The organism is Actinomyces succiniciruminis, from assembly GCF_900002405.1.
GTDB classification, from domain to species: Bacteria; Actinomycetota; Actinomycetes; order Actinomycetales; family Actinomycetaceae; genus Actinomyces; species Actinomyces succiniciruminis.
In genome coordinates, this window is record NZ_LK995486.1 from 20,993 (window position 1) to 44,647 (window position 23,655).

21 protein-coding genes and 1 pseudogene are annotated in these 23,655 nt (G+C 69.5%); 13 read left to right on the forward strand and 9 right to left on the reverse strand.

Going from position 1 to position 23,655, the window contains the following annotated elements; translation table 11 throughout:
• Positions 1 to 7: 7 nt before the first annotated feature.
• Both BN1056_RS05260 and BN1056_RS05265 read right to left on the reverse strand, forming a co-directional pair.
• Positions 8 to 1,219, reverse strand: a complete 1,212-nt coding sequence (locus BN1056_RS05260) for a glycosyltransferase (protein ID WP_244671522.1) — start codon at positions 1,217 to 1,219, stop codon at positions 8 to 10.
• 1 nt (position 1,220) lies between these two features.
• On the reverse strand, positions 1,221 to 2,306 hold the full coding sequence (locus BN1056_RS05265; RefSeq protein ID WP_210579593.1) for a phosphodiester glycosidase family protein: 1,086 nt from the start codon (positions 2,304 to 2,306) through the stop codon (positions 1,221 to 1,223).
• Positions 2,307 to 2,549: 243 nt separating this feature from the next.
• Here BN1056_RS05265 and BN1056_RS05270 point away from each other — a divergent pair, with 243 nt between their 5' ends.
• Positions 2,550 to 4,037, forward strand: coding sequence for a multidrug effflux MFS transporter (locus tag BN1056_RS05270; RefSeq protein WP_210579595.1), 1,488 nt, complete (start codon positions 2,550 to 2,552; stop codon positions 4,035 to 4,037).
• Positions 4,038 to 4,122: 85 nt separating this feature from the next.
• On the opposite strand, the gene BN1056_RS05275 is transcribed toward BN1056_RS05270, so the two are convergent.
• A complete protein-coding gene (locus tag BN1056_RS05275) occupies positions 4,123 to 4,794 on the reverse strand; it encodes a winged helix-turn-helix transcriptional regulator (protein WP_244671523.1) in 672 nt (223 codons plus the stop codon).
• Between the two features lie 92 nt (positions 4,795 to 4,886).
• Between BN1056_RS05275 and BN1056_RS05280 the strand changes: the two genes are divergently transcribed.
• From BN1056_RS05280 to BN1056_RS05300, 5 genes are all read left to right on the forward strand, one after another.
• Positions 4,887 to 5,792, forward strand: a complete 906-nt coding sequence (locus BN1056_RS05280; RefSeq protein WP_210579597.1) for a tellurium resistance protein TerC — start codon at positions 4,887 to 4,889, stop codon at positions 5,790 to 5,792.
• Between the two features lie 76 nt (positions 5,793 to 5,868).
• Entirely contained in the window at positions 5,869 to 6,573 is a 705-nt protein-coding gene (locus BN1056_RS05285) for a heme-binding beta-barrel domain-containing protein (protein WP_210579599.1), read from the forward strand.
• Positions 6,573 to 7,880, forward strand: coding sequence for a CAF17-like 4Fe-4S cluster assembly/insertion protein YgfZ (ygfZ, locus tag BN1056_RS05290; protein WP_210579601.1), 1,308 nt, complete (start codon positions 6,573 to 6,575; stop codon positions 7,878 to 7,880). The genes BN1056_RS05285 and ygfZ overlap by 1 nt, the downstream gene beginning before the upstream one ends.
• A 448-nt stretch (positions 7,881 to 8,328) precedes the next feature.
• Positions 8,329 to 8,829, forward strand: a complete 501-nt coding sequence (locus BN1056_RS05295; protein ID WP_210579602.1) for a hypothetical protein — start codon at positions 8,329 to 8,331, stop codon at positions 8,827 to 8,829.
• Positions 8,830 to 9,105: 276 nt separating this feature from the next.
• Complete coding sequence (locus BN1056_RS05300; RefSeq protein ID WP_210579604.1) at positions 9,106 to 9,717, forward strand: hypothetical protein; 612 nt, start codon at positions 9,106 to 9,108, stop codon at positions 9,715 to 9,717.
• Between the two features lie 38 nt (positions 9,718 to 9,755).
• On the opposite strand, the gene BN1056_RS05305 is transcribed toward BN1056_RS05300, so the two are convergent.
• Genes BN1056_RS05305 through BN1056_RS05315 form a run of 3 tightly spaced genes read right to left on the reverse strand, consistent with a single transcriptional unit; the run spans position 9,756 to position 12,285 of the window.
• Positions 9,756 to 10,526, reverse strand: coding sequence for an ABC transporter (locus BN1056_RS05305; protein WP_210579605.1), 771 nt, complete (start codon positions 10,524 to 10,526; stop codon positions 9,756 to 9,758).
• Positions 10,526 to 11,284, reverse strand: coding sequence for an ABC transporter permease (locus BN1056_RS05310; RefSeq protein WP_244671524.1), 759 nt, complete (start codon positions 11,282 to 11,284; stop codon positions 10,526 to 10,528). The genes BN1056_RS05305 and BN1056_RS05310 overlap by 1 nt, the downstream gene beginning before the upstream one ends.
• Positions 11,281 to 12,285 carry an ABC transporter ATP-binding protein gene (locus BN1056_RS05315; RefSeq protein WP_210579607.1) on the reverse strand — a complete coding sequence of 335 codons (1,005 nt, stop codon included), beginning with the start codon at positions 12,283 to 12,285 and terminating at the stop codon, positions 11,281 to 11,283. Before BN1056_RS05315 ends, BN1056_RS05310 begins: the two co-directional genes overlap by 4 nt.
• 202 nt (positions 12,286 to 12,487) lie before the next feature.
• Between BN1056_RS05315 and BN1056_RS05320 the strand changes: the two genes are divergently transcribed.
• Positions 12,488 to 12,778 carry a putative quinol monooxygenase gene (locus BN1056_RS05320; RefSeq protein WP_073330270.1) on the forward strand — a complete coding sequence of 97 codons (291 nt, stop codon included), beginning with the start codon at positions 12,488 to 12,490 and terminating at the stop codon, positions 12,776 to 12,778.
• 141 nt (positions 12,779 to 12,919) lie between these two features.
• Here BN1056_RS05320 and BN1056_RS05325 read toward each other — a convergent pair whose 3' ends face one another.
• Positions 12,920 to 14,212 carry an ABC transporter substrate-binding protein gene (locus BN1056_RS05325; RefSeq protein ID WP_210579610.1) on the reverse strand — a complete coding sequence of 431 codons (1,293 nt, stop codon included), beginning with the start codon at positions 14,210 to 14,212 and terminating at the stop codon, positions 12,920 to 12,922.
• Positions 14,209 to 15,606: an L-fucose:H+ symporter permease gene (gene fucP / locus BN1056_RS05330; RefSeq protein WP_210579612.1), complete on the reverse strand. Its 1,398-nt coding sequence runs from the start codon at positions 15,604 to 15,606 to the stop codon at positions 14,209 to 14,211. Before fucP ends, BN1056_RS05325 begins: the two co-directional genes overlap by 4 nt.
• A 185-nt stretch (positions 15,607 to 15,791) precedes the next feature.
• Here fucP and BN1056_RS05335 point away from each other — a divergent pair, with 185 nt between their 5' ends.
• From BN1056_RS05335 to BN1056_RS05355, 5 genes are all read left to right on the forward strand, one after another.
• Positions 15,792 to 16,178, forward strand: a complete 387-nt coding sequence (locus BN1056_RS05335) for a DUF2516 family protein (RefSeq protein WP_244671525.1) — start codon at positions 15,792 to 15,794, stop codon at positions 16,176 to 16,178.
• Complete coding sequence (gene dtd, locus BN1056_RS05340) at positions 16,178 to 16,633, forward strand: D-aminoacyl-tRNA deacylase (protein WP_210579613.1); 456 nt, start codon at positions 16,178 to 16,180, stop codon at positions 16,631 to 16,633. Before BN1056_RS05335 ends, dtd begins: the two co-directional genes overlap by 1 nt.
• A 17-nt stretch (positions 16,634 to 16,650) precedes the next feature.
• On the forward strand, positions 16,651 to 17,352 hold the full coding sequence (locus BN1056_RS05345) for a 4'-phosphopantetheinyl transferase family protein (RefSeq protein WP_210579614.1): 702 nt from the start codon (positions 16,651 to 16,653) through the stop codon (positions 17,350 to 17,352).
• Positions 17,353 to 17,571: 219 nt separating this feature from the next.
• Entirely contained in the window at positions 17,572 to 19,605 is a 2,034-nt protein-coding gene (locus tag BN1056_RS05350) for an oxidoreductase (RefSeq protein WP_210579615.1), read from the forward strand.
• Between the two features lie 62 nt (positions 19,606 to 19,667).
• Entirely contained in the window at positions 19,668 to 20,249 is a 582-nt protein-coding gene (locus BN1056_RS05355) for an O-acetyl-ADP-ribose deacetylase (protein WP_210579644.1), read from the forward strand.
• A 280-nt stretch (positions 20,250 to 20,529) separates the two neighbouring features.
• Here the strand turns inward: BN1056_RS05355 and BN1056_RS14630 are convergent.
• A pseudogene (locus BN1056_RS14630) lies at positions 20,530 to 20,706 on the reverse strand (DUF6054 family protein); the annotation flags it as partial.
• 269 nt (positions 20,707 to 20,975) lie between these two features.
• On the opposite strand from BN1056_RS14630, the gene BN1056_RS05360 reads away from it, so the two are divergent.
• A complete protein-coding gene (locus BN1056_RS05360) occupies positions 20,976 to 23,495 on the forward strand; it encodes an ATP-dependent Clp protease ATP-binding subunit (RefSeq protein WP_073330248.1) in 2,520 nt (839 codons plus the stop codon).
• The last annotated feature ends 160 nt before the right edge of the window (positions 23,496 to 23,655 follow it).

Below are 23,655 nucleotides of genomic sequence, written 5' to 3' on the forward strand. Positions count from 1 at the left end.
TCCGTCCTCAGCGCCGCTCCCGGAACACCGCCCGCCGTTGCGCCAGGTAGCTGACGGCGTACAGCACGCCGTCGCCGAGCGGCTTGGCCAAGCCGAGCGGCACCCCGATCCCGGTCAGCACCCGCAACAGCACATAGCTGGCGGCGAGCAGCGCTAGCGCGAGCGCCACGTAGCGCACGGCCGTTCTGCCGACGGTGCCGGGCGCCGCCCGGAACACGCGCCGGTTCATGAAGAAGTTGGCCGTCCCGCTGAGCAGCCGCGCCCCCACCACACTCGCCAGCAGGTTGCCGGTCAACAGGTGCAGCGCCAACACCGCGACCCAGTCGATGCCGAAGCTCGCCAGGCTCGCCCCGACGAATCCCAGCAGCGGCGCGTAGATCCGCGCCGAGTCCCGCAGCGGCCGGAAGTGAGTGGAGGCGTTGCCCGGCTCGTACACCGTGGCGATCTCCACCTCCTCGACCTCCAGGCCGAGTTCGTGAGCGCGCAGCAGGGCGCTGAGTTCCCACTCATAGCGGTCGCCGGGCACATCCGCCAGCCAGGCGGTCTGCCCGGCAGGGTAGCCGCGCAGGCCGGTCTGGGTGTCGCCCAGTCGCCAGCCGGTCGCCAGACGGAACAACAGTGCGGTCACGCCATTGCCGATCCGGCTGCGCGCCGGCACCGGCCCGGTCAGGCGCCGCACCCCGAGCGTCATATGCCCGGTGGTGTGCACGCGCCGGGCCACCGCGGCGATGTCCGCGGGCCGGTGCTGCCCGTCGGCATCCGCGCACACCACGTCCGCCTCCGGCCACAGCTCGGCCACCTGCGCCAGCCCGGTGCACAGCGCCGCCCCCTTCCCCCGGTTACGGCCATACCCGACGACGTCCGCCCCGCGTGCGCTCGCCGCCCGAAACGCCGGCGCATACTCCGGCCCGGAGCCGTCGTCGACGACGAGCACCCGGCATCCGGGCAGCTCCCGCACCAGGTCGCTCACCAGTTGCGCCAGCCTGTCGTCGGGCTGATAGGCGGGTATGAGCACGACCAGGCCCACGCGGGAGGGACGTCCCGACGCCGGTCGCATCCCCGGGACGGGCGCAGGCCCGCCGCTGCGTTCGGCCTCATTCTCTCGGGCCGACGCCGCCGGGCGTCCCGGTGCGTAGGCGGTGTGCGGTCGGGCCACGGCGTCGGGCCGCAGGCGACGTCGCGGGAAGGAACCGGTGGTGGGGCGCGCAGGCGTACTCATCTCAGGCCCCCTGTGCGATGTAGAGGATGTCGGAGGTCTCGCGCTCACCGCCGTTGGAGGGCTGGTTGATCACCTCGCCGTTGAACCAGAGCGTCGAGGAGCCGCCGCCGTCGAGGTTGTAGGCGCAATCGCAGCCCAGGTCCGCCATGATCTGGGCGAGTTCGGTCATGGTCACCCCGCGGGAGTAGCCCTTGTCGCGCCCGTCGACGACGACGAACACGTAGTGCCCGTCCGCGATCGCGCCCAGCGCCGTGCGCGGCTGGGTGCCCTGGATCGAGTGGTTGCCGACGTTGGTGTCCACCTCTACTGCGTCGATCCCGTCCAGCACCGAGCCGCCCTGCACCAGCGCCGGCCCGAAGGACAGGGTGTTCCACACGCCGGCGTCCAACAGTGTCTGGGCGTCGGTGCTGGTCTCGTCGTAGACCTCGACACGGCCGTCGGTGTAGAAGGCGATGCCGTCGCGCACGCCGTCGTCGCGGTAGATGACGCCGTTGCGGATGAGGATGCCGTCGGAGCGGAACCCGTAGTAGTCGCCGTTGACGGCGAGGATCGCGTCGTGCTCGGTGGCCATGGCGCTGGGCAGGGCGGTGATGTTGGTGCCGTAGGCGTTGTTGGCGAAGGCGCTGCGCACGGCGGTGGCCTCGCTGGCCTGGATGTCGGCGACGTAGTAGGTGACCGTGTCGTCCCCGGAACCGGTGGAGACCCGCTCAATGCCGATCGAGGTCAGCGAGGAGGTGTAGCCGGTGTCCGTGATGCTGACGTCGGTGGCCCGTGCGGTGGAGGAGACCGAGGAGTTGATGGCCTCGTAGGCGGCGACGTCGTCGACCTCCACGTGGTCGACGACGAACCGGTTCAGCGCCCAGGCGGCCGTTCCGATCAGGCCGGTCCCGAGGAGGGCGCCGCCGCCCAGGAGGACGCGGCGCCGGGAGTGACGGCGGGGCGGGTCCGGGCGGGTGGCCGACGGCGTCCGGGACTGCTGTGCTCGGGGCGCGGAGGACTGTTCGGCCGGTGTCGCGCCGAGGCGGCTGTCTGTTGCCCGGGACTCGTCCCCGGCACTGCCGGGCTCAGGAGTTGAATCGCTGAACATGGCCTAAACCCTTGCGGGCGGTCATATGCCGGCGCCGGGTCTGCGCTATGGGTCGCCTGTGGATCCGGGGGCCGGGTCTGAGCGCCCGGCTACCCGGCTTTGAGACGCATCCGGCTGTGGCGGCCACTGGAGGCGGGATGATCCGCGGCGCGCTCACAGTGAGTCCCGCAGACGAATCGGGTGCAAGATCTCACGCGCCCCGCATACATGACTTCACGCCACCCGGTTTCATAATCTCGGTCCATGACCACCTCCCCTTCGACCGGACCCGCCTCTGCCCAGCAGGGGAAGGGGGTCACTCCAGAATCCGCATCCGCCGACGCCCAAACGGCCGAGGGCCGCGCCGCCGCGTCCGCAGACCCGCGTGACGCCGGCCTGCGCTCCTCCTTCGCCCCCACCCTGCTGGTGGCACTGGCGGCGCTCGCGGCCATTGCCCCGCTCGCCATGGACGCCTACCTGCCGGCCTTCAACCAAATGGCCGCCGACCTGGGCGTCTCCGCCTCCACCACTCAGCTGACGCTGACGGCATTCCTGGTTGGCGTAGCACTGGGCCAGCTGAGCATCGGCGTGCTCTCCGACCGCTTCGGCCGCCGCCCGCTGCTGCTATGGGGCAGCGTGCTGGCCTTCGTCGCCGGCGTCGGCACCGCGCTCGCGCCCAGCGCCGCCTTCCTGCTGATCGCCCGCTTCCTGCAGGGACTCGGCGGCGCCGCCGGCATGGTGCTGGGCCGTGCCGTCATCTCCGACCGCTCCCGCGGCATCACCGCCGCCCAGGCCCTTTCCCTGGTGATGTCGATCCAGGGCGTTGCGCCCGTCATCGCCCCGATTTTGGGCGGCGCCCTGGTCGGCCCGGTCGGCTGGCGCGGCATTCTCGGCGTGGTGGCCGCCTTCCAGGGCATCCTCGTGCTGCTGGTGGCCGCCTGGGTGCCCGAGACGCTTCCCGCTGAGCAGCGCCACGAGGGCGGCTTCGGCGTGCTCGTGGACGGCACGCGTGCGCTGTCCAAGGACCATGTGTTCGTCCGCCTGATCCTCATCAATGCGCTGGTCTACGCGCTGCTGACCTCCTACCTGTCCGCCGCCCCATTCATGCTGCAGGGCGTCCTCGGCATGAGCACGGCCGCCTACACCGCCGTGTTCGCCGTGTGCGGCCTGACGGTGACCCTGACCGTGGCGGCCTGCGGCTCGCTCGCCAAGCGGATCTCGCCGGAGCGGCAGATCCGCCTGGGGCTGATCGCCATCCTCGTCGTCGACGTCGTCTTCGCCGCCGTCTGCCTGACGCGCCTGACCGGTCCCGTGTCCTCCACGGCGCTTACGGTCGCCACCGTCGCCCTGTTCATCATCCACGTCATGGCTCTGGGCACCTGCATGGGGAACCTGCCGGCCGTCGCCCTGGGCCGCACCGGACGCTGGGCCGGCACCGGCTCGGCGCTGCTGGGCTTCATCCAGTTCGTCTTCGGCGGCATCGCCAGCCCGATGGTGGGGCTTACCGGAGAGGCCTCCGGTGTCGCCTTCGGCGCGACGATCGTGGTCGTGGCGTTGGCGGCGAACGTGCTCGGCGCCTTCGGCGTGCGCGACCGCGGCGAGAAGGAGCGCCTGCGCGCCGAGGCCGCGGCCAAGCGCGCCGCCCGACTCGGCCGCGACCAGCTTACGCAGGCCGGCCGGAACAGCGCCGACGGCGGGCCCGCGGCCGCGGACGCCGTCGCCGAGCCCGCCACGGAGGCGGCCGGAGCCTGACGGCCGCGCGCATCCCACCCGCGGTCGCTCAACGCGTCCGTTCTACCCGACGACGCCGCGGCATGCTCCTGCCGCGGCGTCGTCCTTACTCCTCCTCGGAGGCGTCGAGGCGGTACCCGACGTTGCGGACCGTGCCGATCAGGTGGTCGTACTCGGTGCCGAGCTTCGCACGCAGGCGGCGGACGTGGACGTCGACCGTGCGCGAGCCGCCGATGTAATCCTCACCCCACACCTCGTCCAGCAGCGCCTGGCGGGTCAGCACCCGCCCCTGGTTGAGGGCCAGCGCCTTGAGCAGCTCGAACTCCTTGTAGGTCAGGTCCAGCAGTGTGCCGCGGATGCGAGCGGTGTAGGCGGTGGTGTCGATAACCAGGTCGCCGGCCTCAATGCGGTCCTCGGCGATCGGTGCCGCCTCGGTGATGTGCACGCGCACCAGCCGCAGTCGCGCGCCCAACTCCGCGGGCGTGGCCCCGGCCATGACGAAGTCGGCGGCCCCCCAGTCGGGCTGGACGACGGCGGCGCCGCCCTCCTCAAGCACCAGGATGATCGGCGGGCAATCCATGGGGCCCGACAACAGCTGGCATAGGGCGCGGGCACGCATCAGGTCCCCGCGGGCGTCGATCATGACGACGTCGGCCTCGGCCGCCGAGGCGTAGGAGGCGGGCACCGGCTCCAGGCAGTCGACCTGGCAGTCGAGGAATGAGATCGCGGGGACGACGGCGGTGGCGTCGTGCTCACGGGTGAACATGATGACGCGCACGGCCGTCTCCTTCCGGTCCCAACTGGGCCCGAAGCTCAGTGAACCACATTTGTATTTGCGAGCGGATTACATGACCGGGCCCGCGTGAGTACATGCACGGCCCGCGGGTGTGGGACGATGCGACCGTGAACACGCAGGATGTGCCCGGCACGGTGGACCCCGGCAGCTACGGGACGCGCCGCGGCGCCAACCGCCCCATCGAGGTGGGGCTGGTGGACCCGGCCTGGACTCGACTGGCGGTGGCCAGCGTCGTGCCCGTGCTCCTGGCCGTCTCGGCGGCCCTGCCCGCCTGGGTGCGGTTGATCGTCGTCGTCCTGCTGGTGCCACTGACGGCCCAGGGCTGGCCCGCGCTGGTGCGCACGCGGCACGATCAGGGCGCCACCGGCGTCATCACCCTGACCGGACTGACCGCCGCCGTGCTGGTGGCCATCACCAACGACTTCGGCATGGCGGGGGTGGTCATGGCCCTCAGCGTGCCGGCGGCCTTCATCGCGCAGATGGCCCGGCGCGACGGCCGCAAGCATTTGGTGGAGGACCTGTCCGCCACCGTCACCGGCAACCTGGTGATGATCTCGGGTGCCGGCTGGTGCGCCCTGCGCACCGGAATCGCCGACCCCGCCGTAATCGTGCCGTGCACGTTGGCACTGTTCACCGGCGCCCTGCTGACCACTTTGAACGTGCGCGCCACCGTGCTGGAGGTGCTCACCATGACCGTCCCGGCCCTGGTGGCGGGCGCCGCCGGTGGGGCATTGGCCATGGTCGGCTTCTTCGGGGTCAGCCACGTCGGGCCGGAGCCGGCCCTGCAGTCGGCGGCCGCGTGCCTGGTGACCGGGTTCGTGGCCGGGGTGCTCATGGCCGCGGCCAACCGCGTGCTGTGGACTCACCGCTGGGTTCCCGGCGGGCGTGCCGCGGTGGCCAGCGCGATCGTGCCGATCCTGTCGCTGGGTGCCCCGGTGTACGCCATCGCTCGCCTCATGGGCGGTTTCATCGCGGGCTGACGCCGGCCCTTCGCGTTCGTCGCGGGCTGACGCCGGCGCCGTGACGTCGGCCAAGCCCGGGCCGTACCCTGCACCCATGGCGTTCATGATTCCCGACGATCTCGCCCCCGAGCTGTACCCCCTGGCCTGGCTGGTGGGCACCTGGCGCGGCTACGGCATCCTCACCTATGGGGAGACGGTCCCCGAGCAGGCCGTCTACCAGGAGATGACCTTCGACCACGACGGCGGCCCCTACCTGCGCCAGACCAGCACCATCTGGACCGTGGACGCCACCCGCAGCCAGGACCTCGACTTCGAGATGCCCGGTCTGGAGGGCGCCGCGCGCCTGACCCCCGCGCAGATCTGGTCCACCGAGACCACCTTCTGGCGTCCGGTGGGCCAGGAAACGCCCGCCGACGACGGTGACGCCTCCGGAACCACCTCAAAGACTCCGATCACCTCTCTTGAGTTGGTCTCCACCGACCCCGCCGGGCACGTCGGCGTCTGGGAGGGCTGGATCCAGGGGCCGCGCGCCCAGGTCGGCACCCAGGCGGTGGGGCGTACCCGGACCGCTGCCACGGTCACCCAGATGAGCCGCATGTTCGGGCTTGTGGGCGGGGAGCTCATGTGGACGCAGGACATGGCCGCCTTCGGTGAGGAGGAGCCGAAGTCTTACGCATCCGGCCGCCTGGGTCGAGTGGAGGAGGCGGGGGAGACCGACCCCGGCGCGGCCCTGCGCGAAGCCATCGCCGCCGACGAGGCCGCCCGCGCTGCCGACACTGCGACGGACGCTCCCGCCTGATGCGCCGCAGCCCCCTCCTGGACCGGCCCGACGCCGTCGCCAACCCCGTCGGCGATCTGGACGCCGCCGTGCCCGCCCGCTACGGCGACCCTCTGCGCGAGCAGAACGCGCTGCTCGACGGGCGTGCCGCCACCGCTCTGGCCCGCGACGTCGTCGCTGTGACCGGTCCCGACCGGCTCAGCTGGTTGAACACGCTGTCCAGCCAGGAGCTGACTCGCCTGACTCCCGGCGACGGCGGCGCGGAGACGCTGCTGCTGGACGCCCAGGGGCACATCACCCATGCCCTGGCCTGCGTCGACGACGGCACCGCCCTGTGGCTGGTCACGGAGGCGGGCCGTGGGCGGGAGCTGGCCGAGTTCCTGCAGTCCATGCGCTTCATGCTGCGCGTGGAGGTCGCCGTGCGCGAGGATGCGGCCGTACTGGCGGCGCTGGGTGAGGGCGGCGGCGCCCTGGAGGAGGCTTCGCGGGCAGCGGGCGCGTACCTGGCCACCTGGCGCGATCCCTGGCCGGGCGTGGTCGAGGGCGGCACCAGCTACGACGTCGGGCTGAATCGGGAGCATCCCGGCGCGGGTTACCGGGCCACCTGGGTGCTGGTGCAGGCCGACGCGGCCGGCACCGTCGCGAATGCGTTTCTTGCCGGCGGGAATGCGGCTGCTGACGTCGGCGGTGCCGAGCGCCGCAACTCCATGCCGGGCGTCCCCGGGCGGAGCCTGGCCGGCTCACTGGCCTGGGAGGCGCTGCGCGTGGAGGCCGGGAGGCCACGATGGGGCCGGGAGGTGGATGCGCGCACGATCCCGCACGAGCTGGACTGGCTGCGCACCGCCGTACATCTGAACAAGGGCTGCTACCCGGGGCAGGAGACCATCGCGCGCACCCTCAACCTGGGCCGACCGCCGCGTCGGCTGACGATCCTGCAACTCGACGGCTTCACCGGGCAGCTGCCGGTGCCGGGCGCGAATGTGCGCCTGGGGGAGCGGGTGGTCGGCACCGTGACCTCCGTGGCCCGGCACGTCGACTACGGTCCCATGGCGCTGGCGCTGCTGCGCCGGGGCGTGCCCGCGGATGCGCCGCTGACCGTGGACATTGTTGCTGAGGCCGAGGAAGAGGAGACCGAGTCGGCGACCGGCAGCCGTGAAGAACCCGAGGCGGTCGCCCGCGTGGACGCCGCCCAGGAGCCTCTGGTGTCCCCCGAGGGCCGGGCGCAGGCCACTCCCGCCGAGCGCCCCGGCGCCGGCTTGGGCCGCCGCGAGGCGCGTGGTCAGGAAGTCAACCGGCGCCAGGGCGCCGGCCGGGGCTTGCTGCGCTGACCGCCTCGTCCTTGTCACCGCGGTCGGTCGATGCAATGAAAGTCGTGCGAGTGGGTCGTGCTCGTCGTCCTCCCAGGCGGAACGCGTGATAGCTGCCGCACGCTTACGCTGGTGGCAGGAATTCTGCCAATCAGGGATTTCCGTTGAGATGATGCGGAATTGCAGGAAGTGGCTGGGGTCGTCAGGATCCGCTTGAAATGCTCCCATGTGCGCCGGAGGCCTCGCCGCACGCAGGAGCTCTCCTGACGTTCTGCAACTGCCGTGTGAAACCGCAGAATCGCGGGGTTTGTGGTCGGTGGTTGGTTTGTTAAGCGTGCGTCGGGTCGGATGACACGCGACGCGTGCCGATGCTCAACCTGCGACTGCGCGCTCAGCGCATTTGACAAGCGGGGGGGGTGGCATATTTCGGCTCGTCCTAGCAATCCTGATTCATAGGAGAATCGCTGCCATGACTGCCATGCCACGCCGGGTTTTCGCACTGGGAACCGTGGGCGCCGTCGCCGCCTTTACGCTTTCCGCATGCGGCTCCTCAGACTCCGCGGACTCCTCCAGCGCTGCTGGTGGAGGATCGACGAGTGAGACGGAAACCTCGGCTACCTCCGAGGAGACCGCCGAGGAGTCCGATGTTGCTGCTGGAAACGACGCGGGTAAGCATACGATCGTATTTGAAGTCACCAGCGATACGGCGACCACCGCGGACATCACGCTGACCAGTCTGGACGCCAACGGCAACATCAGCCAGGAGCAGCTGAGCGATGAGGCCCTCCCGTTCAGCAAGACGGTTGAGATTGACGGCGCCGTCGTCTTTGACGCCTCAAACGCCAATGTGCTCGCTCAGGCCAAGGACGGAACGGACATCACCGCATCCATCGCCATTGACGATAATGAGCCCGTCAGTTCGTCGGGATCCGGCGAGTTTGCTACCGCGATAGCCCAGGCCACCAACTGAGAATCGGGCGTCCGAGAACTTAGGATCGCCCGAGCCGGCGGAACCGTTTGGAGCGGCTTGCGAGGCGCGTGGCGTCTCGTCTACTGCGAGCTTTTGCCCTCTGGCGTGCGGCAAATCGGCGCACACCAGAGGGCAAAAGCTCGTACCAGGGTGCGAAGGGTCGCTGGGTTCGCACCGGCCAGACGAGCGCGCCCGCGGAGTGTGAGCGCGCGGCGCCCGCCATGATTTGGCGTTGTTGTCCTTGTGGGAATGTTGCCCCCGTGGGAGGGTGAGTTCATGAGCGAGCGCAGCCGCTGGATCGTGCCCATCGCCCTCGGGGCCGCTGGTGTCGCCTATGTGAATGGGCGCCTGCGCCCGCGCGGCGATGCTGCCGAGCCCCTGCCCGGGGACGAGCTCCTGCCCGACGCCGAGATCGTTGAGACGCACGAGACGGTGCTGCAGGCGCCCGTGGCCGACGTATGGCCCTGGCTGGTCCAGATGGGCTACGGGCGTGGCGGCTTCTACACCTTCGATGCGCTGTGTCAGCTTGTCGGTGTGGGCATCTCCAGCGCTGACGTGATCAACCCGGCGTGGCAGAACCTGACAGAGAGTGACTCGGTGCACTTGGCTGAGAACATCTCGCTCGTCGTTGCCCGCCTGGAGCCGGAGCGCTGCCTCATCCTGTCCAGCGAGGGCGGAAGCGCCCCCGCGGGTGATGAGATGGAATTCGACTTCACGTGGGCGTTCGTCCTCACCTCGACGGGGCTGCATGCCTGCCGTCTCACGGTGCGTGAGCGGTACGTGCCCCAAACGCCGGCCGCCCGCCGAATGCTGCGGACTATACGTCCGGTCGCGCGGCTCATGACGCACGGCATGTTCCATGGCATGCGGCGTCGTACCCGGGGCTGAGGACAAGGGCCGCCGACGACGACCATCGGTGTGCCGACTCAGATGACATCCCGACGCACTCCGGCGCGCAGCCGGGTGACGGCGTGTCGGGTGGTCGCCAGGCCTACGCCCGCCCAGGCGAGTGCCACCAGCAGGTCGCGGGCCAGCAGCGCCCCGATGCCGTCGGCCCCCGCATCGAGGGTGCTCACCGTGCCGCTCATGGGCGCGAGGGTACCGAGCACACGCAGCCATGCCGGACACAGTGACAGCGGCACAATCACGCCGGTCAGCAGCGGCAGGAAGGTGGAGACGATGGTCGCACCCAGGTAGGGGTCGGGCAGGTCGACGCCGATGCCTGCCGCGCCGACCCCCAGCAGTAGTCCGCAGACGACGGCGACAGGCGTCAGGGCAATGATCCGCCCCAGCATGGCTACATCTTGGGCGGCAGAGAGGGCGAACACCGCGCCGATGGCGGCCGCGCCGGTGAGCAGGGCCAACAGCGCGGGCACGGCCGCGACCGCCAACCAGTACGCCAGGTCCAGACGACGACGCGTGTGCACCTCCTGGAAGACGCCCAGATTGCGGTCGGCGGCGACGGTGCCTACAACCCCGGCGCATACGGAACTCGCCAGGGCCACCAGCGCGGCGGCGTAGCCGGTGCGCACCAGGTCGGGTGCGGACAGATCCGCGCCCAGCAGGACGTCGTAGGTGATGTTCAGCAGCGGCAGCACCAGCAGCGTCACCACGGCCGTGCCCACGGTGGCGAAGGCCGTTGACGAAGCCCACGTCACGCGCACCCCCGAGGCCAGGCGCCTGATGAACAGCTCCATCAGATCACCTCCAGGGTGCCGGCGCGCGTGGCCATTCGTAGCGCCCGTCGCCCCAGAAAGGCGGCGAGGCTCAACCAGGCGGCCACGCACACCAGCCAGCCGGCCACGTCCACGGCGCTTATAGCACGCCCCAGCAGCAAGTCGAAGGGTACGGACAGGGGCAGGAACCGGCTGATCCCGGCTAGCCAGGGCGGCGGCGCGGTGGAGGTGAACAGGATGCCGGAAGCGATGAACACCGGCACCAGCAGTAGCTCCTCATAGGCAATCGCGTTGGGGGTGATCACAAACAGCGCCGCGATCACGAAGCTCAGCGCCAGGCAGCCCGCCAGCAACAGGACTGCAGCCACGACCATGCGGCCTGTCCCCATCCAACCGGGGACGGTGAAGTCCACCGACCCGGACGCCACCGCCCACGTACACCATGCCACCGGTAGCGCCGCCAGCCCGAAGGATGCCGCGGCGCAGACGACGGCCGCCAACGAGCGCAAGGCGCCGATTGGTGCGATCACCAGGTGTGCCAGGGTGCCCTTGAACCGTTCGAATCCGATGATGCCGGCAGCGCAGGTGGTGGTGGTCCACATGCCGATCACGCCGCCGCGCACCCATCCCTGGGTGGGTGTGATCCCGCCCCAGGCGCGGGCGGCGAGGAACTGCACCAGCGTAGTTACGATCGTGGTGAAGACCATGAGCTGGATGAAGTAGGGGACGGACACAAACTGGCGGATGTGAAACGCCGTCATGCGCAGTTGCCGGATCAACGGGCGAGCCTGTCCGCCAGGGCCAGGTAGGCCTCCTCCAGCGACGCCGGGCGGGTGACCAGATCCACGGGTGCCTCCGCCCCGATCTCGGCCAGGGCGGTGGTCAGGACGGCGTCGCGGGCCTCCCGATCCGCGCGCGACTCGTTCGCAGACCAGTAGACGGTTACTGCCCATTGGCTGGACGCGGGGCGCTGTACGACGATGGCACCATCCCCCAAACGCTTCTGCAGCCGGGTGTCGGTGTCCGCATGACGGGCAGGCAGGGAGAAGACGCTGGTCATGCCGATGCCGGCGTAGGCGGCGACGTCGCTCACATCGCCGCGGGTGACGATCCGTCCCGCCCCGATCACGCTGATCATGTCGGCGAGTTCCTCCACCTCCGGCATGGAGTGGGAGGTCAACAGCACCCCCGTGCCGTCTGCGGCCAGTTCCCGGATCAGGTCGCGCACCTGGAGAGCCACGTCGGGATCCAGGCCGGTGGTCGGTTCATCCAGTAGGAGCAGCGGGGGAGAACCGAGCAGGGCGCGCGCCAGGTGCAGGCGCTGCAACATGCCGCGTGAGAATGCCCCGGCCTTGCGGGTGGCCACGTCGGCCAGGCCCATGCGCTCCAGCGCTGCATCCACGGCTTGTCTGCGTTGGTGCACGGCCAGCCCCTGCAGGTCGGCAAAGAACAGCAGGTTGTCCCGGGCGGTGGCGCGCGGATAGAAGCCGAGCTCCCCGCCTAGCACCAGTCCCAGGCGGGCGCGTGCCGCCTCGGGCCGGTGGACGGCGTCAATGCCGTCCACCTGGATCTGGCCCGCGGTTGGAGTCAGCAGCGTGGCGCACATGCGCACGGTTGTGGTCTTACCCGCCCCATTGGGACCCAGCAGGGCGTGCACCTGACCGGGCGTGACGCTCAGCGAGAGATCGTCGACGGCGACGAATCGCTCCTTGCCGAAGACGCGCCGCAACCCGGAGGCGGCCAGAACAGGGGTATTACCGGCAGCTCGCGTTGATGGCATGGCAGCAACTATGGCATGTGCCGAGCCTTCACTGCGTGACGAGCCTACGGTGCCGTCGGCTGTAGGCTGCCCGGTGCAGGCTCCGAAGCGCCGCGTGCGCTGTTCCCTGGGCGATGTGGGTACGAACCCACTGGCCCTACCGTGAACGTGATGCGCATCATAGAATCGGCGCGACGCATCCCATACGCCCTGAGGAGGAGCCATGAAGATTCTGCACTCGCAGTTCACTGCCAAACCCGGATTCGAGGACGAGGTTGCTCAGATGATCTGCGACTTCGGCGAAAAAGTCCGTACCGAGCCCGGCAACCGCGTCTTCGACGTTTACCGCCACAGCGATGACCCCGCGAAGTTCTTCGTCATGGAGGCCTACGTCGACGAAGACGCCTTCCAGACCCACCTGGGCATGCCCTATGGCGGCCCGTTCAACGCCCGCCTGGAGGAGCGCATCGAAGAGCCGCACTCGGTGCTGACCTTCCTGGACCAGATCGGCTGACGGCATTTCAAACATTGTGGGCTGTCTGCCACCGTGAGACGGTGGGCACCCTGCTAAACCGTGCAGCGGCCGGAGTCGGTGGTATGGAGACGCGGGGTGTGGGCCGGATCCGTTCGGAGTTGACCCACGCCCGGCTGCCGCTCAGAGGTTCGGGCCGGCGGCGCCCTCGTTGATTCGCTCGGTGAGGATGCGGGCGAAGGTCGAGGCGGAGGCGTCTCCTGTGCTCAGATAGTTCTTAACGGCCTTGAAGAAGCCGTCCTGCATCGCCGGAGAAATCACCTCGCCGTAGGAGATCGCATTGAGCACCGTCTGACTGCGCAGGTCCGCGGCTGCCTGCTGCTGGTAGGGGGTGAGCGTGGTGACGTCGGCGTCATTTCGCACCGGCACACAGCCCTTGACCTCACACACGGCGGTCTGCACCTGCGGGTCCAGGACCGTAGCCAGGAAGGCGTCGGCATTCTCGCCGTCCGTCGACGTCGAGGAGCGGACGAATGCGTCCACCACGATCAGGAAGGTTCCCTCGGTTCCGGGGAAGGTCACGGAGGAAACCGGGGACTGCCCGGTGGTGGAGCCGGCCAGCGCCTCGGACTCGGTCAGGGCGCCGTCGTTCATCTGGTAGAAGCCGCACTGACCGTCCGCCAGCCGGCCGGCTGCCTCGTCCCAGGTGCGGTCGGAGTCGGCGGGGTCGGTGTAGTCCATGAGCTGCCCGAAGGTCCTCAGGGCCTCGGTCACCTGCGGGCCGGACCAGTCGAAACGATCGGCCTCGATCTGGGCCCAGCCCTCTTCGCCCACGGTGGCCAGCAGTACGGACTCGAACAGCCCGGCAGTGGTGATGGAGTCGGCGCCGCCGATGCACAGCGGTGTGGTCCCCTGTTCCTCCAGGCTGTCCAGGTCGGCGAGCAGGTTGTCCAGGGAGTAGCCCGTGCCCGGCTCATCGATGCCGGCATCCTGCAGCACGTCGCGGTTGAACATGAGGATGTTCGCTCGGTGCACGGACAGCGGCGCCGCGTACTGACTGGAGCCCACCGTGACCGAGTCGAGGATCTCCTCGGGGAGCTGGGCGGTGACCTCATCGGTGAACAGGGAGGACACGTCTCCGACGACGCCGGCGTCCCGCCATGCCGTGACGTTCCCGGCGGTCAATGACTGCCACACGTCGGGGGCGTCGCCGCGGGCGATGCGGGAGGCCAGGGTCACGTGGGCCTGGGAGCCGGCGCCACCGGCGACGGCCAGTTGGTCTACGGACACGTCGGGGTTGCCCTCCTTGTAGGCGTCGACGAGCGTGTCCAGGGCGACGGACTCCGAGGCGGAGGTCCACCAGGACAGCACCTCGATGGAGCCGGACGGGGCGGCGGGACCACCGCAGGCGGCTAGGGCGAGGGCGGTGCCGGCCGCCGCGATCAGGGCGGCGGCGCGTTTTCTCAGGGAAGTCATGACTGGGCCTTCCTCTTAGAAGCTGTTCCGGCCGGGGCCGCGTCGGAGGCCGTTTCCGGTGTCGCGGCAGCGGTGACTGTTTGTGCAGGGGCACGCAGGTCGTAGATCGCGTAGGCGGTCACCATGGCGAAGCAGACCGCCGGAACGATGAATGAGGTGGCCGCGCTGGTGGCGTCCATTACCCGGCCCTGAACCATGGGCATGATGGCTCCGCCGACGATCGCCATGACCAGGCCGGCGGCCCCGAACTTGGTGGCGTCTCCGAGTCCGGACAAGGCCACGCCGTAGATCGTGGGGAACATCAGCGACAGGCAGAATGACGCGGAGATGATGGCGATCACGCCGGTGATGTCGGGGCGCAGCGAGGCGTAGATGCATAGGCCCACAGCCACCGCGCCGAGGACCGCCATGACCTTGGTGGCGCGGATGCGGGCAATGACGGCGGTCATCAGGAACCGGGCGATCAAGAAGACGATAAGGCTGATCTGCAGCATCTGCGAGCCCAACTGCAGGGAGCCGTTAAGCGCCTGCTGGGTGTACTGGATTATGTAGGTCCAGCAGCACACCTGGGCGGCGACGTCGAAGAACTGGGCGATCACCCCGTAGCGGTACCGTTTTGAGCGCCACAGGGTGGTCAGCGGGCTCGCCGGGCGGGCGCCGTCGTCCGTCGGGGCGGTGGGCGGTGCCTTCTGAATGAAGATGATGACCAGGATGACGGCCAGCAGCACACCGAGCCCGATATAGGGGCCCGTCACGGCGCGCAGCTGCTCGGCGCGAATAGCACGCTCGGTCTCCGGGCTGACGTCGGCCAGGTTCACCGGAGTGTCGAGCTTGGGGAGGATGAGCGTGGAGGCGATCAGCACGCCGATGTTGGTGCCCAGCGGGTTGAAGGCCTGGGCGAGATTCAGCCGCCGGGTGGAGGTCTCCTCCGGACCGAGAGAGATGACATAGGGGCTGGCGGAGGTCTCCAGCAGTGAACAGCCGGCGGCGATGGCGAACAGGGCGGCCAGGAAGGCGCCATAGGTCATCACCTGGGAGGCGGGCCAGAAGCCGAAAGCGCCCAAGGAGGCCAGCGCCAGACCGGAGACCATGCCTGCTTTGTAGCCCCACCGGGAGTTGATCAGAGCGGCGGGGATGGCCAGCAGGAAGTAGGCGCCGTAGTAGGCCATCTGCACCAGCGACGCCTGGAAGGAGGACATGTCGAAGATGCGCTTGAAGCCGGAGACCATGGGGGTGGTCAGGTCTGCGGCGATGCCCCAGGCGGTGAAGCAGCCGATGACGGCGACCAACAGCGTGGCGGCGCCTGGATACAGAATCTTGGCGGGGGCATGGGATGCGGCGGACACGGAGGGTTTGGACTTATTCTTCTCGTTCGTTTCGGCCAGGGCTGTCATGGGAGCTCCCGGATCGGCGGTGATGCGGTGTACGTCGGGAAGGGCTGCGATACGGGTGGGCGGTGCGAGGGAACCGGATCACCCGCGGATGTGATCTGAACCATATCATGTATATGCGGTGTTCGCGCTTTTCGCCCATGGGGATGGTCCTCGCGGCGCGGCAGGGCGGCGACTACAGTGGAAACGTGCACATTCTGGGACTCGTCGCCTACTACCTGTCGCTGGCTGTCGGCTTGATCTGGCGACTCGCGCAGCTCACCGCCGTGGGCCTGGGCGTCTGGGCATTCATCGACACCCTCACCCACGACCCGTCGCATTTCATCGCGGCCGGCAAACGCACCAAGGGCTTCTGGCTCGGCGTTAATGCCGCCGGAGTTGCCGTCGTTCTGCTGATGGGGCCAACCTCGATGCTGGGCCTGCTCGGCGTGGTCGCGAACGCCGTCTACCTGGCCGACGTCCGCCCCGCCCTGCAGTACTACTCGCCGGTGCGCGTGCGCTCCTCGATCCGCTTCCCCGGGCGTGAAGGCGGCCAGGGTGGCCGCGGTCCGCGCGACTGGACACCCGGCCGCTGATGCGCGCCGTCCTGCAGCGCGTAAACCGGGCGGCGGTGCGCGTGGATGGCGAGGTCGTCGGCGCCATTGACCGCGCCGGGCTGCTCGCCCTGGTGGGCGTCACTCACGACGACGGCCCCGCACAGGTCGCCACGGTGGCCCGCAAGATCGCCGAGTTGCGGCTCTTTGACGGCCCTGGCGACGACGGCGGCGCGCCGGGTCGGGAGGTCTCGGTCAGCGACCTGGGGGCGCCGGTGCTGGTCGTCTCCCAGTTCACGCTGTACGCCGACGTGCGCAAGGGGCGGCGCCCCTCCTGGAACGGTGCGGCTCCGGGCGAGGTGGCCGAACCGCTGGTGGAGGCGGTCGTCGCCGACCTGCGCCGACGCGGCCTGGAGGTGGCTACCGGCAGCTTCGGCGCCCACATGGACATCGACGCCGAACTGGATGGCCCGGTCACCATCCTCGTCGAGGCCTGATGCCCGCGGCGGCGCGAATGACGCAGGCGCCCCTGCTGGCGGGGCTGGCCCCGCCGTCGGTGATCGTCGCCGAGGCATTCGGCGACGTCGACGCCTCGCTGCTGCCTGCGGAGCGCGCCCATATCGCGGGAGCCTCGCCCCGCCGCCGCGCCGAGTTCACCACCGTCCGCCACCTGGCCGGGCGGGCGCTGGCCGGGCTGGCGCTGGAACGTCCGGCGATGGTGCCGGGGCCGATGGGGGAGCCCGCCTGGCCCGACGGCGTCGTCGGCTCCCTGACCCATTGCCGCGGCTATCGAGCGGCGGCGGTGGCCCGCACCAGCCAGGTGGCTGCGCTCGGTATTGACGCCGAGCCGAACCGGTCGCTCGCGGGCGGGGTACTGGCACGGATCGCCTCGCCGGCGGAGCGCGAGAACGTCTGCGAGCTGGTCGAGGCGTTCCCGGACGTGGCCGGGGACCGGCTGCTGTTCAGCATTAAGGAGTCCGTCTACAAGGCCTGGTTCCCTCTGGCTCACCGCCCCCTGCGTTTCGGTGAGGCCGCGGTGACAATCCGTTCGGATGGCACCTTCACGGCGCGGCTCGCGGCGGGAGCCGACGGGAGTGGCCGCGAAACGGGCCCGTTGGGGGCGCGGCGAGAGCTATGCGGATTCTGGCGCGAGAGCGCCGGCGTGCTGGCAACCGTCGCGCTGAAGGCGTGGCACTCCCGGGCGCCAATACCCTGAATGCCATCAAATGCATCTAAGCTCACTGCCGGTCAAGTAAAGCCTTGCCTATTATGAGTGTTCCGGCGGGCTCATGGGAATTATTAAACAGGCGGTCGCAGGATCGACGTAAGCGGTGACGGTGCTCCTGCTTCTTATCCCTGGTTCCCGCCTAATAGCGGGTGTTACGATTGTTGTCACGCCGCATTTCGGATGCGCCGAGTTCAAGGAGGAACCGGTATGTCCACAATCCTACAAACCGAATTACCGCACGCGGAGTTATTCGAACCCACCCGTGTGGGCAGCATCGAGGTCAAGAACCATTACGCCATGGGGCCGATGGGGCCGCTCGGATTCTCCACCGCCGAGGGCGGTTGGAACCAGCGGGCCATTGAGTTCTATACGACGCGAGCGCGCGGCGGCATCGGGTTGATCATCACCGGCGTGTGCCAGGTGACCAACCCCGCCGACGGCGTCCCGCCGGGCCTGATCCCCAACCCGACGCAGTCCCCCGGCCTGTTCATGACCACCAGCCGCGACCTGACCGAACGCGTACACGGCTACGACGCCAAGATCGTTCTCCAAGCCGGGGCCGGCTTCGGCCGCGTGATCACCAAGGCGATCCTCGGTGGCCGCACGCCGGTCGCTCCGTCGGCGATTCCCTACCGCTGGGACCCCTCCATCACCTGCCGTGAGATGACGGTGGAAGAGATTCAGGGCGTCGTCGAGCAATTCCGTATTACCGGAGCGGTGGCGCGCGAGGCGGGATTCGACGGCATTCAGGTTCACGCCGTCCACGAGGGCTATCTGCTCGACCAATTCGCCATCTCCTTCTTCAACCACCGCACCGACGAATACGGCGGCTCCCTGGAGAACCGGTTGCGCTTCGCGCGCGAGGTGGTCGAGGCTATTCACGCCGGCGCCGGCGACGACTTCCCCGTGCAGCTGCGCTTCTCCCCGAAGTCCATGATCAAGGCCTTCGGTGTGGGCGCCATGCCGGGGGAGCGCTTTGCCGAGGTGGGCCGGGACATCGACGAGGGTATCGAGGCGGCCCGCCTGCTCGTGTCCTACGGGTATGAGGCGCTCGACGTCGACGTCGGCTCCTACGACTCCTGGTACTGGAGCCACCCGCCGATGTACCAGGCCAAGGGCCTGTACGTCCCCTATGCGCGTCAGTTGCACGAGGCCTGCCCCGACATCCCGCTGATCGTCGCCGGTCGCATGGATGATCCGGACCTCGCGGCCGCGGCCACCGCCGACGGCACCGCCGCCCTGATCTCCCTGGCCCGCCCGACGCTCGCGGACCCGGAGATCGTCAACAAGCTGCAGCGGGGCCGACGCGACCTGGTGCGCCCCTGCATCTCCTGCCAGGAGGGCTGCATCGGCCGCATCGAGCACTACTCGTCGCTGCGCTGCGCCGTCAACCCGCTGGCGGCCCGGGAGACCGAGCGCCCGCTGCCGCAGGCCAACGACCGCACCCGCATGCGCGTGCTGATCGTGGGCGGCGGCGTAGCCGGCATGGAGGCGGCCCGGGTACTGGCCGAACGCGGCCATGCCCCGGTGCTGTACGAGGCCTCCGACCGCCTCGGCGGTGTGGTCATCGCCGGCGGGCAGCCGTCGTTCAAGGAGGACGACCTCGCCCTCATCGCCTGGTACGAGCGCCAGCTGGAGGACCTCGGGGTCGAGGTGCACCTGAACTCGCCCGTGGATGCCGCCGTCATCCGCGCCTCCGGGGCCGACCACGTGCTCATCGCGACCGGCTCCAACCCGCGGCTGCTGGACCTCGGTGAGGGCGTGCCCGTGGTTGAGGCCACCGACGCCCTGCTCGACCAGGACGCCCTCGGCAAGCAGGTCGCCATAATCGGTGGCGGCCTGACCGGCTGCGAACTGGCGATCTCGCTGCGCGAGCGCGGCGTCGAGGTCACGATCGTGGAGGCGCTGTCGGACGTGCTGGAGAAGAACGCCCCGCTGTGCATGGCCAACCACGCCATGCTCCACGACCTGGTCCCCTACCGCGGGGTCGAGGTGCTCACCGACGCCCGCGCCGAGCGCGTGACCGACGCCGGCCTGCTGGTCAGCGTCGACGGCGAACAGCGCCTGGTCCCGGCGCAGACGGTGGTCACCGCGATCGGCTACACCCCGCGCCACGAACTGGAGGCCGAGGTGAAGGCCGCCGGCATCCCCTACCACGTGGTGGGTGACGCCCGCCGGTGCGCCAACATCATGTACGCGATCTGGGACGGCTTCGAGGTCGCCAGCCAGCTGGCCAAGTAGCGCCTGCGTCGCCTGCGGGATGCGCGCCCGACGGTCGATGCGGCTGCCACAATGGGGGCATGATGCGGATAGAAGCGGTACGCGGAGACATCACCACCCAGGAGGTGGACGCCATCGTCAACGCGGCCAACTCCGGGCTGCTCGGAGGCGGGGGCGTGGACGGCGCCATTCACCGCGCTGCCGGACCGCGTCTGCTCCAGGCCTGCCGCGAGCTGCGCGCCACGAGCCTGCCCGATGGGCTGCCGGTGGGGGAGGCCGTGGCCACCCCCGGCTTCGACCTGCCCGCCCGCTGGGTCATCCACACCGTCGGACCCAACCGGCACGCGGGCCAGACCGATCCCGCCCTGCTGCGCGCCGCCTTCCGCTCCAGCCTGGAACTGGCCCAGGAACTCGGCTGCCGCAGCGTGGCCATGCCAGCGATCTCCGCTGGCGTATACGGCTGGGATGCCGACGCCGTCGCCCGCGCCGCCGTGACTGAGGCGCGTGCGCTCGCGGCCCGGACCGACACGACCAGTGGCGTGGAAGTATGCGGGACCGACGTCGTCGACGCCGCTGCGGAGCAGGCGCGCGGGCTTGAACTGGTGCGCTTCGTGCTCTTCTCCGACCGGCTGCTGCGGGCCTTCCAGACGGCGCTGGATGCCTGAAGCGCGGTGTTCGGCTCTCCCGCCAGAGCTGCCAGGCGTTGACGCACACGAGGCCGGTCGGGCTGGTCGGGTGTGTGGTGGGTGGGGTGTCTGCTACGCGGGTTGGGCGTTAACAACGCTACTTAACGTTCTGCTGTGTGCCTCGGAGCTCTTCAGCAGACCGTTAACTGGCGTTGTTAACCCCGAAGTGGCGTAGTAGATGACCCGACTTCCAGGCACGGGGAGGCCAGCAGCCACGTCCCGCGCTCTTCCTGCTCGGTCCTTGCACGGCAGCCTGGCGTCAGCGCTGGGGTAGGACGCCGTGCGTGGACTCCCACGCGGCACAGGCGTTGATGAGGGTCTCGAGGAAGGCGTCCTCGCCAAACGTGTTGATCTTCATGAAGACCGCTTGACTGCCGCCGACGGAAATGCCGACGACGTGGATGACGCCGCCGTCCTCGACGACCGTGACCGTCGTACCGACGCGATGGTCAGCTCACTGTGTGCTCGGAGGGGAGAGGATCTCGGGGTGGCCGGCCCCTGCGCTGAGAGCCTGCGCGCGCCAGCCCTCCTTTATTCCTGAGTCGGACCGACTCAACCCTGCTCACGCCCACTGCGAACAGGGGCATCGGCGCCGGCCTCGCGCCGTTAGCCTTATCAGCGCGTGCCCCGCGTTCCCCCAATCCGGGCAGTGCCCGAACCCGGGCAACGCGATCACCAACCGCACGTGCCGAGGAGCAATCAGCGATGTTCGAACGCTTTACCGACCGCGCCCGCCGCGTCGTCGTCCTGGCCCAGGACGAGGCCCGCGCGCTCAACCACAACTACATCGGCACCGAGCACCTCCTTCTGGGCCTGATCCACGAAGGCGAAGGTGTCGCCGCCAAGGCGCTGGAGTCGATGGACATCTCCCTGGACGCCGTGCGCGCCCAGGTCGTGGAGATCATCGGCGAGGGCCAGTCGGCCCCCTCCGGACACATCCCCTTCACGCCCCGCGCCAAGAAGGTGCTGGAACTGTCCCTGCGTGAGGCGCTGCAGCTGGGCCACAACTACATCGGCACCGAGCACATCCTGCTCGGCCTGCTGCGCGAGGGCGAGGGCGTGGCCGCCCAGGTGCTGACCAAGCTCGGCGCCGACCTGTCCACCGTCCGCCAGACCGTCATGCAGATGCTCTCCGGCTACGAGGGCAAGGAGACCGTCACCGCCGGCGGCTCCAACAAGGAGGGCACGCCGTCGGGCTCCGCCATCCTGGACCAGTTCGGCCGCAACCTCACCGCGGCCGCGCGCGAGGGCAAGCTGGACCCGGTCATCGGCCGCCACAAGGAGATGGAGCGCGTCATGCAGATCCTCTCCCGGCGCACCAAGAACAACCCCGTACTGATCGGCGAGCCCGGCGTCGGCAAGACCGCCGTCGTCGAGGGCCTCAGCCAGGCGATCGTCCACGGGGACGTGCCCGAGACCCTGCGGGACAAGCAGTTGTACTCCCTGGACATGGGCTCGCTCGTGGCGGGCTCCCGCTACCGCGGTGACTTCGAGGAGCGCCTGAAGAAGGTGCTCAAGGAGGTGCGCACCCGCGGCGACATCATCCTGTTCATCGACGAGATCCACACCCTCGTCGGGGCGGGCGCCGCCGAGGGCGCCGTCGACGCCGCCAGCATCCTCAAGCCGATGCTGGCCCGCGGCGAGCTGCAGACCATCGGCGCCACCACCCTGGACGAGTACCGCAAGATCGAGAAGGACGCCGCCCTGGAGCGTCGTTTCCAGCCGGTCACCGTCGAGCAGCCCTCCATCGACGAGACCATTGAGATCCTCGGCGGGCTGCGCGACCGCTACGAGGCCTTCCACCACGTGGTGATCACCGACGAGGCCATCGAGGCGGCCGCCAAGCTGGCCGACCGCTACATCAATGACCGCTTCCTGCCGGACAAGGCCATCGACCTGATCGACGAGGCGGGCGCGCGCCTGCGCATCCGCCGCATGACCGCTCCGCCGGAGCTGCGCGAGATCGACGAGAAGATCGCCGCCGTCAAGCAGGAGAAGGAGTCGGCCATCGACGATCAGGACTTCGAGCGCGCCGCCTCCCTGCGCGACGACGAGCGCCGCCTCGGCGAGGAGCGCGTCGCCAAGGAGAAGGCCTGGAAGTCCGGCGACCTCGACCAGGTGGCCGAGGTGGATGAGAACCTGGTGGCCGAGGTGCTGGCCATGTCCACCGGCATCCCGGTGGTCAAGCTCACCGAGACCGAGTCCGCCAAGCTGCTGGGCATGGAGACCGAGCTGCACAAGCGCATCGTCGGCCAGGACAAGGCCATCGAGGCCCTGTCGAAGTCGATCCGCCGCACCCGCGCCGGCCTGAAGGACCCCAAGCGCCCCGGTGGCTCGTTCATCTTCGCCGGCCCCACCGGCGTGGGTAAGACCGAGTTGGCCAAGGCCCTGGCGGAGTTCCTCTTCGACGACGAGGACGCCCTGATCCAGCTCGACATGTCCGAGTTCGCCGAGAAGCACACGGTTTCCCGGCTGTTCGGAGCGCCCCCCGGCTACGTCGGCTACGACGAGGGCGGTCAGCTCACCGAGAAGGTGCGTCGGCGTCCCTTCAGCGTGGTGCTGTTCGACGAGGTGGAGAAGGCCCACCCGGACATCTTCAACTCGCTGCTGCAGATCCTGGAGGACGGTCACCTCACCGACGCCCAGGGCCGCGTGGTCGACTTCAAGAACACCGTCATCATCATGACCACCAACCTCGGCTCCAAGGACATCGGCAAGTCCGTGGCAACGGGCTTCCAGTCCACCGAGGGCGGCACCATGGACTACGAGGAGATGAAGGCGCACGTCAACCGCGAGCTCAAGCAGCAGTTCCGGCCCGAGTTCCTCAACCGCGTGGACGACCTGATCGTCTTCCCGCAGCTGACCAAGGCGGAGGTGCGTCAGATCGTCGACCTGATGATCGGTCGCCTGTCTCAGCGCCTGGCCGAGCAGGAGATGAGCATCGAGCTGACCGACGCCGCCAAGGAGCTGCTTGCCGAGCGCGGCTTCGACCCGGTGCTCGGCGCCCGCCCGCTGCGCCGCGCCATCCAGCGCGACATCGAGGACGCCCTGAGCGAGAAGATCCTCTTCGGGGAGATTGAGCGGGGCCAGAAGGTCCTGGTCGACGCCGAGGGCGAGGGCATCCTGGGTGAGTTCACCTTCCGGGGCATGCCCCGTGAGGAGGCCGAGGACGCCGTGCGCGAGGCCGAGGAGATCGCCTCCGCCGCGGCCGAGCCGGCGCAGTGAGCCCGGACCCGGAGTGACCGCCCGTCACCGCCGCGCCCGCACAGTGGCTCGGCGCAGTGGTCCGGTCGGGCAGGCCGGTCGGCCGGGCGCCTGACTCCGGTGCGTTAGCGCGCGGTCGCTGACACGCTCCACCAACGAGGCGGGGCCGTCCCATAGGGGG

Coding starts and splice junctions, on each gene's coding strand:
- BN1056_RS05260 (WP_244671522.1), bottom strand. CDS start 1,219: ATGAGTACGCCTGCGCGCCCCACCACCGGTTCCTTCCCGCGACGTCGC.
- BN1056_RS05265 (WP_210579593.1), bottom strand. CDS start 2,306: ATGTTCAGCGATTCAACTCCTGAGCCCGGCAGTGCCGGGGACGAGTCC.
- BN1056_RS05270 (WP_210579595.1), top strand. CDS start 2,550: ATGACCACCTCCCCTTCGACCGGACCCGCCTCTGCCCAGCAGGGGAAG.
- BN1056_RS05280 (WP_210579597.1), top strand. CDS start 4,887: ATGCACGGCCCGCGGGTGTGGGACGATGCGACCGTGAACACGCAGGAT.
- BN1056_RS05285 (WP_210579599.1), top strand. CDS start 5,869: ATGGCGTTCATGATTCCCGACGATCTCGCCCCCGAGCTGTACCCCCTG.
- ygfZ (WP_210579601.1), top strand. CDS start 6,573: ATGCGCCGCAGCCCCCTCCTGGACCGGCCCGACGCCGTCGCCAACCCC.
- BN1056_RS05295 (WP_210579602.1), top strand. CDS start 8,329: ATGACTGCCATGCCACGCCGGGTTTTCGCACTGGGAACCGTGGGCGCC.
- BN1056_RS05300 (WP_210579604.1), top strand. CDS start 9,106: ATGAGCGAGCGCAGCCGCTGGATCGTGCCCATCGCCCTCGGGGCCGCT.
- BN1056_RS05305 (WP_210579605.1), bottom strand. CDS start 10,526: ATGGAGCTGTTCATCAGGCGCCTGGCCTCGGGGGTGCGCGTGACGTGG.
- BN1056_RS05315 (WP_210579607.1), bottom strand. CDS start 12,285: ATGCCATCAACGCGAGCTGCCGGTAATACCCCTGTTCTGGCCGCCTCC.
- BN1056_RS05320 (WP_073330270.1), top strand. CDS start 12,488: ATGAAGATTCTGCACTCGCAGTTCACTGCCAAACCCGGATTCGAGGAC.
- BN1056_RS05325 (WP_210579610.1), bottom strand. CDS start 14,212: ATGACTTCCCTGAGAAAACGCGCCGCCGCCCTGATCGCGGCGGCCGGC.
- fucP (WP_210579612.1), bottom strand. CDS start 15,606: ATGACAGCCCTGGCCGAAACGAACGAGAAGAATAAGTCCAAACCCTCC.
- dtd (WP_210579613.1), top strand. CDS start 16,178: ATGCGCGCCGTCCTGCAGCGCGTAAACCGGGCGGCGGTGCGCGTGGAT.
- BN1056_RS05345 (WP_210579614.1), top strand. CDS start 16,651: ATGACGCAGGCGCCCCTGCTGGCGGGGCTGGCCCCGCCGTCGGTGATC.
- BN1056_RS05350 (WP_210579615.1), top strand. CDS start 17,572: ATGTCCACAATCCTACAAACCGAATTACCGCACGCGGAGTTATTCGAA.
- BN1056_RS05355 (WP_210579644.1), top strand. CDS start 19,668: ATGCGGATAGAAGCGGTACGCGGAGACATCACCACCCAGGAGGTGGAC.
- BN1056_RS05360 (WP_073330248.1), top strand. CDS start 20,976: ATGTTCGAACGCTTTACCGACCGCGCCCGCCGCGTCGTCGTCCTGGCC.